General features: G+C 73.6%; 17 protein-coding genes. 9 read left to right on the top strand and 8 right to left on the bottom strand.

What is annotated here, in order from left to right; all coding sequences use genetic code 11:
• Nucleotides 1–21: 21 nt before the first annotated feature.
• Nucleotides 22–372 (top strand): metalloregulator ArsR/SmtB family transcription factor, encoded by a 351-nt coding sequence (locus tag AB0J40_RS08405; RefSeq protein WP_364449355.1) that lies wholly within the window; start codon nt 22–24, stop codon nt 370–372.
• On the opposite strand, the gene AB0J40_RS08400 is transcribed toward AB0J40_RS08405, so the two are convergent.
• Together AB0J40_RS08400 and AB0J40_RS08395 are read right to left on the bottom strand one after the other, a co-directional pair.
• Nucleotides 369–1,172, bottom strand: coding sequence for a MerR family transcriptional regulator (locus tag AB0J40_RS08400; RefSeq protein ID WP_364449352.1), 804 nt, complete (start codon nt 1,170–1,172; stop codon nt 369–371). The two genes, AB0J40_RS08405 and AB0J40_RS08400, sit on opposite strands and share 4 nt — an antisense overlap.
• Nucleotides 1,173–1,179: 7 nt before the next feature.
• A complete protein-coding gene (locus tag AB0J40_RS08395) occupies nt 1,180–2,439 on the bottom strand; it encodes an amidase family protein (RefSeq protein WP_364449349.1) in 1,260 nt (419 codons plus the stop codon).
• A gap of 99 nt (nt 2,440–2,538) precedes the next feature.
• Between AB0J40_RS08395 and AB0J40_RS08390 the strand changes: the two genes are divergently transcribed.
• Entirely contained in the window at nt 2,539–3,141 is a 603-nt protein-coding gene (locus AB0J40_RS08390; RefSeq protein ID WP_364449346.1) for a TIGR03086 family metal-binding protein, read from the top strand.
• Nucleotides 3,142–3,418: 277 nt separating this feature from the next.
• Entirely contained in the window at nt 3,419–3,865 is a 447-nt protein-coding gene (locus AB0J40_RS08385; RefSeq protein ID WP_364449343.1) for a nitroreductase family deazaflavin-dependent oxidoreductase, read from the top strand.
• A gap of 5 nt (nt 3,866–3,870) precedes the next feature.
• On the opposite strand, the gene AB0J40_RS08380 is transcribed toward AB0J40_RS08385, so the two are convergent.
• Nucleotides 3,871–4,644 carry an ANTAR domain-containing protein gene (locus tag AB0J40_RS08380; protein WP_364449341.1) on the bottom strand — a complete coding sequence of 258 codons (774 nt, stop codon included), beginning with the start codon at nt 4,642–4,644 and terminating at the stop codon, nt 3,871–3,873.
• 178 nt (nt 4,645–4,822) lie between these two features.
• On the opposite strand from AB0J40_RS08380, the gene AB0J40_RS08375 reads away from it, so the two are divergent.
• The 3 genes from AB0J40_RS08375 to AB0J40_RS08365 all read left to right on the top strand — a co-directional run bounded on the left by AB0J40_RS08375 (nt 4,823) and on the right by AB0J40_RS08365 (nt 5,934).
• Nucleotides 4,823–5,431, top strand: a complete 609-nt coding sequence (locus tag AB0J40_RS08375; protein ID WP_364449339.1) for an HSP18 transcriptional regulator — start codon at nt 4,823–4,825, stop codon at nt 5,429–5,431.
• A gap of 66 nt (nt 5,432–5,497) precedes the next feature.
• The gene (locus tag AB0J40_RS08370) at nt 5,498–5,731 is read left to right on the top strand and encodes a DUF6480 family protein (protein ID WP_364449336.1); all 234 of its coding nucleotides are present in this window, start codon (nt 5,498–5,500) and stop codon (nt 5,729–5,731) included.
• A 29-nt stretch (nt 5,732–5,760) separates the two neighbouring features.
• Nucleotides 5,761–5,934, top strand: coding sequence for a hypothetical protein (locus tag AB0J40_RS08365; protein ID WP_364449334.1), 174 nt, complete (start codon nt 5,761–5,763; stop codon nt 5,932–5,934).
• Here the strand turns inward: AB0J40_RS08365 and AB0J40_RS08360 are convergent.
• The 4 genes from AB0J40_RS08360 to mdlC are packed head-to-tail and all read right to left on the bottom strand — an operon-like array spanning nt 5,931 to nt 10,336.
• Nucleotides 5,931–6,092 (bottom strand): hypothetical protein, encoded by a 162-nt coding sequence (locus tag AB0J40_RS08360; protein ID WP_364449331.1) that lies wholly within the window; start codon nt 6,090–6,092, stop codon nt 5,931–5,933. The two genes, AB0J40_RS08365 and AB0J40_RS08360, sit on opposite strands and share 4 nt — an antisense overlap.
• Before the next feature lie 8 nt (nt 6,093–6,100).
• Complete coding sequence (locus AB0J40_RS08355; RefSeq protein ID WP_364449328.1) at nt 6,101–7,324, bottom strand: aromatic acid/H+ symport family MFS transporter; 1,224 nt, start codon at nt 7,322–7,324, stop codon at nt 6,101–6,103.
• Between the two features lie 7 nt (nt 7,325–7,331).
• The gene (locus AB0J40_RS08350) at nt 7,332–8,759 is read right to left on the bottom strand and encodes an aldehyde dehydrogenase family protein (protein WP_364449325.1); all 1,428 of its coding nucleotides are present in this window, start codon (nt 8,757–8,759) and stop codon (nt 7,332–7,334) included.
• 2 nt (nt 8,760–8,761) lie between these two features.
• Nucleotides 8,762–10,336: a benzoylformate decarboxylase gene (gene mdlC, locus AB0J40_RS08345; RefSeq protein ID WP_364449322.1), complete on the bottom strand. Its 1,575-nt coding sequence runs from the start codon at nt 10,334–10,336 to the stop codon at nt 8,762–8,764.
• A 97-nt stretch (nt 10,337–10,433) separates the two neighbouring features.
• Here mdlC and AB0J40_RS08340 point away from each other — a divergent pair, with 97 nt between their 5' ends.
• The 3 genes from AB0J40_RS08340 to AB0J40_RS08330 are packed head-to-tail and all read left to right on the top strand — an operon-like array spanning nt 10,434 to nt 12,646.
• Nucleotides 10,434–11,324, top strand: coding sequence for a LysR family transcriptional regulator (locus AB0J40_RS08340; protein ID WP_364449319.1), 891 nt, complete (start codon nt 10,434–10,436; stop codon nt 11,322–11,324).
• A gap of 59 nt (nt 11,325–11,383) precedes the next feature.
• On the top strand, nt 11,384–11,536 hold the full coding sequence (locus tag AB0J40_RS08335) for a tryptorubin family RiPP precursor (RefSeq protein WP_364450059.1): 153 nt from the start codon (nt 11,384–11,386) through the stop codon (nt 11,534–11,536).
• Between the two features lie 57 nt (nt 11,537–11,593).
• The gene (locus tag AB0J40_RS08330) at nt 11,594–12,646 is read left to right on the top strand and encodes a cytochrome P450 (RefSeq protein WP_364449316.1); all 1,053 of its coding nucleotides are present in this window, start codon (nt 11,594–11,596) and stop codon (nt 12,644–12,646) included.
• Here the strand turns inward: AB0J40_RS08330 and AB0J40_RS08325 are convergent.
• Nucleotides 12,618–13,391 carry a cellulose-binding domain-containing protein gene (locus tag AB0J40_RS08325; protein ID WP_364449314.1) on the bottom strand — a complete coding sequence of 258 codons (774 nt, stop codon included), beginning with the start codon at nt 13,389–13,391 and terminating at the stop codon, nt 12,618–12,620. The genes AB0J40_RS08330 and AB0J40_RS08325 overlap by 29 nt on opposite strands.
• Nucleotides 13,392–13,673 lie beyond the last annotated feature (282 nt).

The following is a 13,673-nucleotide window of genomic DNA, read 5'->3' as shown; positions in this document are numbered from 1 at the left end:
GCAAGTAGTAGGGTTCACGGCATGCACGCGTCGCTGCCGGACTTCGACATGCCCACCGACGAGCAGGTCCACCTGGCGGCGGAGTCGTTCCGCCTCCTCGCCGACCCGACCCGCATCAAGGTCCTGTGGGCGCTGCTGCAGGGCGAGTCCTCGGTGGCGTGCCTGGCCGAGCTGGCGGGCGCGGCCCCGACGGCGGTGAGCCAGCACCTGGCGAAGCTGAGGCTGGCGGGCCTGGTGAAGGGCCGCCGCGAGGGAACGTTCGTGTACTACTCGGCGGCGGACAACCACGTGCGCGGGCTGCTGGCCCAGGCCCTGCACCACGCGGACCACCTGGACCGCGACCTGCCTGCCGAGCACGCCCACCGGCCCTAGCCGATCGGCTCCTGCAGTTCCGTCACCCAGCCCGCCGGGTCCTCGGGGCAGTCCAGGTACAGCTCCCGCTGCGGCCCGGCCGACGTGAACCCCTGCTCGTCGATCCACCGGACCACCGCCTGCCAGCTCGGCAGCACGCCGTCGATCGCGCCGCGGTGGACCAGCGTTGCCGCGCGCACCGGTGGGAGGTCCGCCACCGTCAGGCCGTTCAGCTCGCCCGGCCCCACCGACGCCGGAACCGCCGCGTGCACGACGACCTCGTCCTCGGCGCGCTGCTCGTAGTAGCACGTCAGCCGTCCGGCCGGGGTGACGTCCGCGGTGGCCAGGCGCCGGCCCAGCTCCGCGCACAGCGGGCGGACCACCGGGCCGATCGCCTCCGGCGCGAACCCCGCCGCGACGCCCGTCAGCTCGACCACCCGCAGCGCCGGCAGCTCCTTGACCACGACGTCGGGTGCGCTTCCCTCCGCCTCGATCGTCCGCAGCCGGGCTTCCACCTGCGCGAGCCGCGCCGCGCCCTCCGCCAGCGAAGCCTCCAGCTCCGCCCGCCGCAGCGTCAGCATCCCGCGCACCTGCTCGACCGGTACCTCGTCGGCCAGCAGCGTCGCCACCTGGTCGAGGGTGAACCCGAGGTCCTTCAGCGCCACGATCCGGTTGAGCCGCGCCAGCTGGGCCGCCGCGTAGCTGCGGTAGCCCGTCGCGGGGTCGACGCGCGCCGGCCGCAGCAGCCCGAGCGCGTCGTAGTGGCGCAGCATCCGGACCGACACGCGGCCGTGGCGGGCGAAGTCGCCGATCGAGAACACGCGCCGATCATCCCGCAGGCGGGACGAACCCGCCGACGACGTCCGCGGCGAGCTCGGCGAAGGTGATCGCCGTGTCGTCCTCGCGGGACGGTCCGACCACCTGCAACCCGGCCGGCAGCGGCCCGCCGATCGGCGCGCTCACCGCCGGCAGCCCGGGCAGCGACGCCTGCGCGATCCAGAACACCTGGTCGTCGTAGCGGCGCCGGTCGTCGTGCTCGGGCGCCGTCGTGAACACCGTCGGGGTCAGGAAGACGTCGACGTCCGCGAAGTACCGGGCCCACGCCGCGCCGAGCGCCGCCCGCTGCCGCTCCTGGGCGTCCGCGCCGTCCGGTTCGCGGCCTTCCTGCGCGGCGAAGAACCACTCGACCTGGAAGCCGAACGCCTCCGCCTGGACGACCGGATCGACGTCGTCGGGCCAGCCTTCGGCCACGTGCACCCCCGCCTTGGCGAGCGCGTCGACGGCGTCCGACAGGGCCGTCCCGACCTCCTCGGTCACCGGGCAGGCGGGGTCGTCGAGCACCACGCCGACGCGGAAGTCCGCGAGCCGCGACCGGCGGGGCGGCGCAAGTGGCCCGCCGGTGACGCTGAGCGCGAGCCGCAGGTCGGCGGCCGACCGGGCCAGCGGGCCGACCGCCGACGGGAACTCCCGGGCGAGGTCGGCGGGTGGCCCGGGGGGCTGGAAACCGCGCAGCGGCACGGTTCCCGGCGTCGGCTTGAGGCCGTAGACGCCGCAGTAGGCCGCCGGGATCCGGATCGACCCGGCCAGGTCCGAGCCGTACTCCACAAAGGACAGTCCGGCGGCGAGGGCGGCCGCCGCGCCACCGGACGAGCCGCCCGGCGTCCGCGCCGGGTCCCGCGGGTTCACCGTCCGCCCGTAGACCGGGTTCTCGGTGCGGCCGAAGTCGGCGAGCAGGTGGTGCACGTTCGACTTCCCGACGACGATCGCGCCCGCCGCCTGCAGCCGTTCGACGACGACGGCGTCCCGATCCGCCACGGTCTCGGCGAACGCGGGCTCGCCCCAGGTCGTCGGCATGCCCGCGACCGCGAAGGCGTCCTTGACGGTCATCGGGACGCCGTGCAGCGGGCCGCCGGTCGTCGCGTCGGCGCGCGAAGCGGCTTCGAGCGCGAAGTCGCGGCGGGTCGCCACGACGGCGTTGACGTCTGAGGCGTCGATACGCGCGAAGAGCTGTTCGGTCAGCTCACGCGACGACAGCGCGCCCCGGCGGAGATCGGCGGCCACGTCGGTGGCGGTGCGGAAGAACGTCATGGGTCCGGGATAGCGGCTGACACGGTGTCAGGGTCAACTGTCGAGTCCCGCCGCGCCCGTTCGTCCTCGGGGCGAGAACACCTTCGACGAAGGAGCGAAATGGACGCGATGGAGTTGTACCGGCGCGCTCAGGACGGGTTCGACGCGGTACTGGCGGCCGTGCCGGACGACCGGTGGGACGCGCCGTCGGCGTGCGCGGAGTGGTCGGTGCGGGACGTCGCCGGGCACGTCATCTGGGGTCAGCGCCAGCTGCGGGCGTGGGCGAGCGGCGCGGACTACGGCGAGACCGCGGGCGCGCCGGGCGCGCCCCACCCCGCGGTGCTGGCGGCCGCGGACCCCGTCGGGACGTGGCGGGCGGCGGCGGTCCGGACGCTGACCGGCGACGAGCTGGGCCGCAAGGTGTCGCTGCCCGGCCTCGGCGAGGTGCCGGTCGCCGGGATCGTGCCGCTGCTGACCACCGATCTCGTCGCGCACAGCTGGGACATCGACCGGGACGTGCGCCTCCCGCCGGACCTGGTGGCGCTGGCGTTCGGCTGGGCCCGGGCGAACGTCGTGCGCCGGCCGGGCTTCTTCGGCCCGGAGCTCGTCCCGCCCGCCGGAGCCGACGAGCAGACGCGGATGCTGGCGTTCCTCGGCCGCCGGGCGTGGGAGCCGGCGGCCGCGGGGGTTTCCGGTTCGCGCGGTGGTGGTAGCCGGGAGTGATCGCCGTCCGAACGGCGGACGGCGCAGCGTGGCGGAGGGAAGACCGATGCCGTACGCAGACCGCCTGACCGCACCCCCGGCGCCGCCCGAGCCGGTCCAGCCCGAGCCGGTCGGTCCGGACCCGGTTCCGCCCGGTCCGGGTCCGGACCGGCCCGCGCCGCACCCTGGCACGCCCGTGCCGGACCCACTCCCGCCAGACCCGCAGCCCGGGCCGGAACGCCACTGATACGGACCACAGATAATACGAGTTCCATACGATCTGGTGTACGGTCGTGGCATGACGACAGCGCAGAACTACCGGCGGATGGTCAACGCCGGCAACAAGATCGTGGTGGGGCTCCAGCGGCTGGGGGTCGCGTTCGGCCCGATGCAGCTGCTCACCGTCCCGGGACGGCGGACGGGCGTGCCGCGCACCTTCCCGATCGCGGTCATCCCCATCGACGGCGGCCGCTACATCTTCCAGGCCTACCCGAAGGCGGCCTGGGTGGCGAACGCCCGGGCGGCGGCCGAGGTGACGCTCACCCGCGGCCGCCGGACGTCGCGGGCGCGCCTGACGGAGGTGCCGGTGGAGGAACGCCGTCCGCTCCTGCGCCGGCTGGTCGCGGACAGCCCGGCGAGCGTGGGGAAGCGGCTGGTGACCACCGGCCTGGCCGAGGCGGCCACGCCGGACGCGGTCGCGGCGGCGGCCGAGCGCATCGCCGTGTTCCGCGTCGAGCCGGCCTGATCCCTTTAGGGGTCGGTCAGCTCGGCGGGGCCGGATTCGAAGGCGCGCAGCACCTGTTCGGCGGCGACGCGCGCGGCGGGGCTCGGCTCGATCGTGCGGTCGCCGTCGGGCTGCGGCGCCGGCGCGCCGCCCAGCAGTTCCACCAGTGCGACGGCGAGTTCGCGCACCTTGACGTTGAACTGCTGGCTGGCGCGCCGCAGCGTCGCCCACGCCTCGTCGGGGTCGCAGCGGCGCAGGGCGATGACGATGCCCTTCGCCTCCTCCAGCGCGGCCCGCGACTGCAGGAGGTCCAGCATCTGCTCGGTCCGGTCGGGCTGGGCCGCCTCGGCGACGACCAGTGCCATCGCCGTGAACCTTTCGTGGCGCCGCAACACCTTCAGCGTCTCGTCGGTGGCTGGCCGGTCGAGCGTCACCGACAGCACGAACCTGCCCTCGGTGTCCCACGGCGCGGGCAGCGCGGCGACGCCCCGGACGCGTGACCAGTCCGGCCCGGGGTGGCGTTCGAGCAGGGTGTCCAAGGTGAGTGACGGCCAGCGCTCGTCGGCGAAGACATCGGCGGTGACGACCGGCAGGCCCGTGTCGCCGGCGGTCGCGACCGGTCCGCCGAGCCCGTCCAGCTGGGCCGGGACGAAGACGTCCGCGAGCCCGTGGGCGGCGGCGACGTGCAGCGGCAATCCGTGGTGGTGCACGGAAACCGCCGCGCCGAGGGCGCCCGGCACGTCGGCGGCGATCCGCTTCAGGAGCTCTTCGAGCAGCGCGGTCACGGAGTCGGTGAGCACGGGGTCGTCCTCCGTGCCGTGGGGACGGTCAGACCGCGCGTCCGCCGGAGCCGAGGTCGCGAAACGATCCGGTGCGCTGCACCATCGGAACCACCTCCGGGATCTCGACGAACGGAGGTGTCTGTTTTAGCATGTCATCAAAGAGATGACAACATGAGGGTCGTCGGAAGGATGACGAATGGGTGATAGCGATCCCGCCGGCGCGGTGAGCCGGATCCACGAGGTGGTCGAGGCGGCCCGCGCGGGCACCGCGGACCGGGAGGCCCTGCTGACGGCGTTGACCGGGCTGCGGGTGCTGCGCGAGGAGCTGGCCGCCTGGGAGCCGGAGCTGATCACGGCGGCCCGGTCGGCCGGGGCGAGCTGGGTGGCGCTGGCGCCGGCGCTGGGGGTGGCCAGCCGCCAGGCCGCGGAACGGCGGTACCTGCGGCTGCAGCCGTCGCACACCGGCGAAAAAACGGGCGAAGCGCGGGTCGACGCGGAGCGCGACCGCCGCGCGGGTGATCGGGCGGTCGCCGACTGGGCCCGGCGCAACTCGGCGAACCTGCGCAAGCTGGCCGGCCGCGTGAGCGCGTTGGACGGCCTCGGCCCGGCGGCGCAGGAAAGCGCGGACCGGCTGGGCGCCGCGCTGGGCGACGACGACCCCGCGACGCTGCTGCCGCCGCTGGCCGCGGCCCGGTCCCACCTGGCCGGGCACCACGCGGGGCTGGCGGAGGAGCTGGGGGAGATCTCGGCGGAGACGGACCGCCTCCGCCGGGACGCGGTCGGCAACCGGCGCGGGCGGGACTGAGGCGGGTTTGCCCGCTTGCCTTCCGGGCACCCGCCGGGGAAGCCGACCGCGACGGAAGGACCCGCCATGACCGCCCAGCCCCCGGATCCGGACCCCCGTCGGACCCCGGACCTCGAGGCCGGTGGTGGCGTGCCGCCGGGCAGCACACCACCCGACTCCGCGCAGACCTCCGGCCTCTCGCACCCGCAGCCGATGCCCGGCAAGACCGCGCCGGTGCTCTGGCTGGTCCTGACCGGCGTCCTCGTGCTGATGGTCGCCGGGCTCGTCATCGCGCTCGCCGTCGGCTGGCTGGGTGTCTGAGTCCCGTCGTGATCGGGTACCACCCGGGCATGGACGACAAGATCCCCGACCGGACGGAAACCCGCGCCGAGCTGCTGCCGGAGGAACAGGCCGCCGACAGCGCCGACCCCGAAGCCCAGGCCCGCCAGGTCCTGGCGGACTCCGACCGCCGCACCGAGAACCCCGAGCCGACGATGCGCCGCCGTCCCGAGGAGACGGCCTAGTCGTCGCCGCGGAAGTTTTCGTGCGCGCCGGGGTGGCCCGGCCGCGCACGGGCTTCCTCGTCCTCCAACGGCCCTTCCGGCTCGTCACGGCGGGGCGGCACCTCGACCGGATTACCGCTCGAGTCCTCTTCGCCGGCTTCGTCACGTGGTTGCGTCATCCTGGCGGCTACCCCGCGGACGCCGTCGTCAACCGCGACGACGTCCGCGCCTCGCCGCGCAGCATCAGCACCGCGACCAGCCCGAACGCGGCCACGACGGCGAAGAACCAGAAGCCCCACGGGTACGCGACCCCGGCGGTGACCAGCGCGCCGGTCACGAACGGCCCGAGGATCGAGCCGAGCCTGCCGACCGCCGACGTCAGCCCGAGCGCCGTCCCGCGCGCCTGCGCCGGGAAGGCGTGGGCGACGTACCCGTAGATCAGCACCTGCGCGGAGAACACGAACACGCCGGTCAGCAGCACGACGGCGTTGAGCACGAAGGCGTTGCCGATCTTCAGGCTCAGCGCCGCGAGCAGCACGGCACCGGCGCCGAACCAGATCCGGGCGATCGGCCGGATGCCGAACCGGTCGGCGATCGTGCCGGCCAGCACCAGCCCGAGCACCGCGCCGATGTTGAGCACCAGCAGCAGCGTGATCGACGTCGAAATCGGGTAGCCCGCGGTCCGCATCAGCTGCGGCAGCCACGTGTTGAGCCCGTAGACCAACAGCAGGCCCATGAACGACCCCGTCCACACCGCGATGCTGATCCGCCGGAACCGCGTGCCCAGCAGGTCGCGCAGCCCGACGCGCTCGGTCTCCGGCTGCTCGCGTGCCGCCAGGTACGCCGCGGATTCGGGCAGCTTCCACCACATCAGCGGCACGGCCAGCAGCCCGACGATCCCGCCGCCGTAGAACAGCACGTGCCAGTCTTCCTTCGCCGACAGGGCGAGGATCGACGTCAGCACCGCGCCGACGTGGTAGCCGGTCATCGTGAACGTGCTAGCGCTGGCGCGCCGCCGCGCGGACAGGTTCTCCGACATCACCGTCAGCGCCACCGGCATGCACGCGCCGAGCCCGAGGCCGGCGACGAACCGGAAGACCCCGAACGTCGCGACGTTCGGCGCGAGCGGCGTCAACAGGGTGAACAGCGAGAACAGCAGGACCGAGCCGATCAGCATCACGCGGCGGCCGAACCGGTCGGTGAGCGGGCCGAGGCAGGCCGCGCCGACGGCCACGCCGACCAGCGACACGGTGGCGACCGCGGTCGCGCCGGCCGCGGTGAAGCCGAGGTAGCCGCTCTTGAGCAGGGTCGGGATGGTGGCGCCGAGCGCGACCAGGTCGTAGCCCTCGAGCAGGACGGTCAGCCAGCAGAGCACCGCCGTCCACACGGGACGGGAAGACGTCGTTGTCATGGTTTCCTCAGAACGGGTAGCCGGCGATGTCCGCGCGGACGGTCAGCCACTGGGTTTCGGTGAAGGCCTCGATGTTGGCCTGGGCGCCGCCGAAGCGGGAACCGTTGCCGGAGTCGCCGACCCCGCCGAACGGCGCGGTGGGCTCGTCGCCGACGGTCTGCTCGTTGATGTGCACCTTGCCCGAGCGGACCTCGTCGGCGAGTGTCATCGCGGTGCCGACGTCGCCGAGGATGCCGACCGACAGGCCGTACTCGGAGGCGTTGACCAGCCGCGCGGCCTCGCCGAGGGTGCGGTAGGAGCGCACCGGCGCGACCGGGCCGAAGATCTCCTCGCGCCAGGCCGGGGTCTCGTCGTCGAGTCCGAAGAGGACGGTCGGAGGGTAGAACGGCGCGTCGGGCTTGCCGCCGGCGAGCACCCGGGCGCCGGCCGCGACGCTGCGGTCGACGACGTCGGTGACGTGCGCGAGCTGCCGGTCGTCGATGATCGGGCCGAGCGCGACGTCGCGCTCGGCCGGGTTGCCGACGGGCAGCCGGCGTGCTTTCTCCGCCAGTGCCTCGACGTATTCGTCCACTTGGGACTCGTGGACGAGGTGGCGGCCGGTGGTCATGCAGATCTGGCCCTGGTGCAGGAAGGAGCCGAACGCACCGGCGGACGCGGCCTTGGCGACGTCGGCGCCAGGCAGCACGACGAGCGCGTTGTTCCCGCCCAGTTCGAGGTGGACGCGCTTGAGCGAGCGCGCCGCGGCCTCGCCGACCTTGCGTCCGGCCGCCGTCGAGCCGGTGAACGACACGACCGACACCTCGGGCGCGTCGACGACCGCGGCGCCCACGGCGGCGTCCCCGGGGAGCAGGTGCAGCAGGCCTTCGGGCAGGCCGGCCTCCTCGAGGACGCGCAGGATGCTGACCCCGCCGGACACGGCGGTGCGCAGGTCCGGCTTGAGCAGCACGGCGTTGCCGAGCGCCAGTGCGGGCGCGACCGACCGGATCGCCAGGATCAGCGGGAAGTTGAACGGCGAGATCACCGAAACCACGCCGGCCGGGACGCGCCGGGCCAGCGACCAGCGCGGCTCGCCCGTGCTCAGCACCTCACCGCGCGGGTGGGTCGGCAACGCCGCGGCCTCGAAGCAGATCCCGGCGGCCATCTCCGTCTCGATCGCGGCCTTGGGCCGTGTCGAACCGGCTTCGCGGACGATCCAGTCCTGCACCTCGGCGGCGTGTGCCTCCCACAGCTCGCCGGCGCGGCGCAGCACGGCGGCGCGCTCGGCGGGCTTGCGCCGCGCCCAGTCGCGCTGGACCTGCGCCGCCGAGGCCGCGGCGCTCGCGACGTCCGCCGTCGTCGCGATGCCCACGCTGCCCAGCGTTTCCCCGGTCGCCGGTTCGACGACGGCGTGGGTCCCGCCGCTGCCGCGGCGGAACTCGGTGTCCAGCAAGGTCATGATCACTCCGGTGTGGTCGGTTCGGTGTCGACCTGGATCAGCCGGGGGCCGTCCGGGGTCGTCTTGAGCTGGGTGCGCAGGTGGTCTTCGTCGGCGACCGTGGTGGCTTCGACGCCGTACCCGGCGGCGATCGCGGTGAAGTCGAGGCCGGGGATCTCCGTGCCGGGGACGTCCGGGGTGCCGAGCAGCTCGCCGAACCACCGCAGCGCGCCGTAGACGCCGTTGCGCAGGATCACGAACGTGACGGGGACGCGGTAGTGCGCGGCGGTCCACAGCGCGGTGATGCCGTAGTTGGCCGAGCCGTCGCCGATGACGCCGACGACCGGGCGGTCCGGGCTGCCCATCGCGACGCCGACCGCGGCGGGCAGCCCGAACCCGAGCCCGCCGGCGGCGGGGAAGAAGTAGGAACCCTCGCGGCGCAGGTCCAGCTGCCGCCACCACGCCGAGTTCGTCGACGTCGATTCGACGACGTACCGGGTGCCGTCGGCCTGCGTTTCGCGCAGCGCCGCGAAAACCTGCTCGGGGTGCAGCGCCTTTTCGGCCGTCTTGGGCTCGGGACTCTCGACAAACTCGGCCTTCGACGTTTTCGCCGGCACCTTCGCCAGCAGCGCCTCGATCACCGGTGCCGGGTCGGCGACCAGCGCCTCGCCCATCGGCGCGCGGGCCGCGGCTCCGAAGTCGTCGGTCACCTGGACCAGCCGCGTGCCCTCGGGCAGGTAGGCGCCGGGCACGTGCTGGTGGTAGCGGAAGACGGGCGCGCCGAGCACGAGCACGAGGTCGTGCCCGGTCAGCGCGGCCGAGACCGGCGCGATGCCGGCCGGCAGCACGCCGCGGAAGAGCGCGTGCCGGTTGGGGAAGGGCAGCCGGTGCGGCGACGGCGCCACCCACGTCGGCAGGCCGAGGTGCTCGGCGAGGGCGACAGCGCGGTCGAACAGGCCGAGGGCGTCGATGTCCCCGCCGAGGACCAGCGCGGGGTTCTTCGCGGTCTTGACGCTCTCGGCGAGGTCGTCGAGCTGGGCTTCGCTCGGCGTGAGTCCTCTTTGGACGTTCCGGTCCAGTGTCACGGCGGCGTTGGCGTCCAGCTCGACGGCCCAGTCGTCGTAGGGCACCGAGAGGTAGCTCGGGCGCCGGTGCAGCTCGGCCTCGAACACGGCCTGGGCGAGCGAGCGCGGGACGTCCTCGGCGCAGCTCGGCTCGCCGGACCAGGCGGCCAGGGGGCGCATCAGCTGCGTGGCGTCGACGTTGGCGAGCATCGCCTCCAGCCCGATGGCCGCGCGGACCTGCTGGCCGGCGGTGAGCACCAGGGGAGAGCGCGAGTAGACGGCGTTGGTCAGCGCGCCCATGGCGTTGCCCGAGCCGGCGGCGGCGTGCAGGTTGACCAGCACGGGGCGCCCGGTCGCCTGGGCGTAGCCGTCGGCCATCCCGACGACGGCGCCTTCGTGCAGCCCGAGGACGTACCGGAAGTCACCGGGCAGCTCGGCGAGGAACGGCAGCTCGTTGGAGCCGGGGTTGCCGAAGATCGTGGTCAGGCCGCGGCGGTGCAGGAACTCGTGGGCGAGCCGGCGGGCGGTGGGCATGCGCTGTCCTCTCGGGCGGGTTGGACCAGGACCCTAGGGAGACCGCGGCACGTGTTCCAATAGATGTTGCCTCGGTGGTTCATAGAGGGGATCGATAATGCGGGACTTCGACCTCAACCTGGTGCGCACGTTCGTGCTGCTCTACGAGACCCGCAGCGTGACGGCGACGGCCGAGTCCCTGCACGTCACGCAGCCGACGATCAGCTACAGCCTGCAGAAGCTGCGGCGCCGCTTCTCCGACGAGCTGTTCCGCCGCACGGGCGGCGGCCTGGTCCCGACGACGACGGCCCGCGCGCTGTACGAGCCGCTGCACAGCGCGCTGTCCGGCATCGAGACGGCGGTCAGCGGCGCGTGGTCGTTCGACCCGGCGACCGCACGGGCGGCGTTCACGCTGTGCCTGTCGGACCTGGGGGAGATCTCGCTGCTGCCGCGCTTGATGGCGGCGTTGCCCTCGGCGGCCCCCGGCGTGACGCTGACGGTCCGCCCGCTGGACGTGGACCGCGCGGCCGACCAGCTGGGCCGCGGCGAGATCGACGCGTTCATCGCCTCCCCGCTGATCGGCTCCCAGCGCGTGGCGCGGGTCCCGCTGTTCTCGGAGGGGTACCTGGGCATGGTGGCCCGGGACCACCCGCGCCTGGGTGCTTCGGTGGACTTCGCCGCACTGGCGGCCGAGCGCCACGTGACGGTGTTCGGCCCCACCGGCCACGACGGCCCCCGCCGGGCGCTGGAGGCGCACGGGCTGCTGGACCGCGTGGTCCTGGAGGTGACCCGCTTCGCGGCGCTGCCGTATCTGGTCCAGGACGGTGAGCTGGTGGCGATGGTGCCTCGCCTGGTGGCGGAGATGTTCGCGGCCCAGCACGAGGTCCGGCTGTTCGAGCTGCCACTGGAGGTGGAGCCGGCCCAGGTGTCGGTGTACACGCGCCACACGCACGCCCGCAGCCCGGCGCAGCACTGGCTTGTGACATTCATGCGCGAAGTGCTCAGCTGATTTAACACGCATTTTTCTTGGCGCCCGTTTCCCGCCGAAAGGTCTGGACCGAACGTGTAGTGCTTGGTGCTGAACCGATCCCGCTGTGCCTAGTGTCGATCACGGTTCTGACAACCGCACTAGGGAGGAATCCGGTGAAGCTCGTCCGCCTGGTCAAGAAAGCGCTTCCCAAGAAGAGCCTGAAGGCTTACGCCTGGTACGGCTGGATCTGATCGCGCGGCCGGTCCCGGTCACCGGGACCGGCCCGTTCCCGTGGAGGAGTGCCGAACGTGGTCATCGCCCCCGCCCGCCGCACCGTCGTCTTCGCGCCCCGCCTGGCGGAACTGCTGCGCGAGCACCGCGACAGCGGGCTCTTCCGCCTCGAGCCGGACACGGTCGGGATCGCCGATCCCGGACTGATGGACGCCGTGCTGCGCGCCCGGCCGGCGGGCGCGCAGGAGCGCCCGACGTTCAAGCCGGTGCTGGGCCGTGAGGTCACCCGCGCCGAGTCCGCCAGCCTGATGCAGGCGCTGGGCGCCGACGTCCGCGCCGCGCTGAAGCGGCCCGCCGACCGGCCCGATCTCACCGGGGCGTGGCCGGCCGTGCCCCACGATTACCTGCGCCGATTCGTCTTCGGGCCGGAGACGCGCCGGTTCCGCGTGCTCGTCGACCGCCGCCTGGAGCTGACGCCGAAGCTGACGTGGTCGGCCGTCGCAGCCGGGGCCGCGCTGGCCCGCCGGCCGGGTCCGGCCGCGGAGCTGTCGACGCTCGCCCGCCAGGTCGTCGCGGCCGAAACCCTGGCCGAGCGGCGGTTCCGGATGTACCTCTACCGCCGGGTCGCCGCGCCGATCTGCTTCACCGTCGCCGCGCTGGTGACCAACGCGGTGTGGCTGGGGGCGCCGTTCGACGACGACGTCCCGAACGAGTACGTCATCAACGAGGCGCTGCGGCTGCTGCCGCCGTCGTGGAACATCCTGCGGGTGCGCTCGCCGCAGTTCACCGAGGTCGACGCTCGGATCACCCCCGGCGACGACGTGCTGCTGCTGCCGCTGCTGAGCCACCGTTCACCGAAGCTGTGGGAGGCCCCGGACGAGTGGCGGCCGCGGCGCTGGGCCGGGCTCGACGCCGACCGGCACCCGGGTTACCTGCCGTTCGGGCACGTCAGCGAGCGCTGCTGGGGCCGGCACCTGGTGCTGCCGCTGGCGAGCCGCCTGCTCGACGTCGTCCGCGCCGAGGGGTTGGTGCCCGACCCGCGCCGGACGTCCGCGCGCGTCGAGCTGGACGGCCTGCTGGAGCTGGCCGACGTGCGGATGGTCAGCCCGCGTCGCAGCGGGCGCCGTTGAGGGTGAACGCCGTCGGCGGCGGGTTCCCGTGGTCGAAGGCCCCGTTCAACCCGGTGCTGACCGTCGCCCCCGGCGCGAGGGTGGCGTTGTAGGACTCGGCGTGCACGGTCACCCGGCTGCCGCTCTGGCTGTACTTGCCGTCCCAGCCGTGGGTGACCTGCTGCCCGGCGGTGAAGGTCCAGGCGAGCGTCCACGGCAAGAGCGTCTGGCCGCTCTTGTTGGTGATGGCGACGCCCGCGGTGAAGCCGTCGTTCCACTGGTCGGTCACGGAAAAGCGCACAACGCACGTCGCGGGTTCGACTGGTGGAGGCTTGGCCGCGCTCGAAGTCGGCGTGGACGTCGGCGTCGGCGTCGCGGACTGCCGCAGCACGGTCGGGATGGGCGTCGGACTCGGCCGGGTCGACGCAGGAGCCGGCCGAGGAGTCGTCGCGGGCGCGAGCGGTTCCTGCGGCCTGGCCTCCCGCTGCTGCGCACTCCCGGAGGTCACGGCGATGAGGACGAGGCTGCCGAGCACCACGACAGCGCCGGCAAAGGCGGAGATCCACCGAATCCGCCGCCCGGCCCGCTGCTGAGCGGCGGCGGCCGCACGGGCCCGCTGCTCGAGCCGTTCACGGTATCCATCACCGGTGTCCTCGTCGCGGGGCACCGCAGCCACGGACGGCCCGCCGAGCGAGCGCGGCGTCGCTCCGGTCTCCCGGAGCAGCTCGGCGACGGAGATCTCGTCGTCGTCCCGCCGCCGACCCATCCAAAGTCCTCCTGTTCCGCGGCCCGAGCGGCGAATCCTAGGAAGCGCCGGCGACCTTGTAAACCACGTGCACGCGGCGTACACCGGCTGTGCACGAGACGCTGATACCCGACCCGAGGAGCATCGCCATCGTCGGCGGAGCTTCGGGAAGGCCCTCGAAGGCGCGTACGGCGGTTACCTTGTCAGGGCGTTTGGGAGTACAACTCCGTTGAGCGCGCAGCAAGCGCGATGCCGAGGCGGCGAAGGCGGCACGTGATCTGGTCGACGCTGCCGGACACCCGC

This window comes from Amycolatopsis sp. NPDC049691 (assembly GCF_040675005.1).
Classification (GTDB): domain Bacteria; phylum Actinomycetota; class Actinomycetes; order Mycobacteriales; family Pseudonocardiaceae; genus Amycolatopsis.
This window is presented reverse-complemented; position numbering and strand designations above follow the sequence as displayed.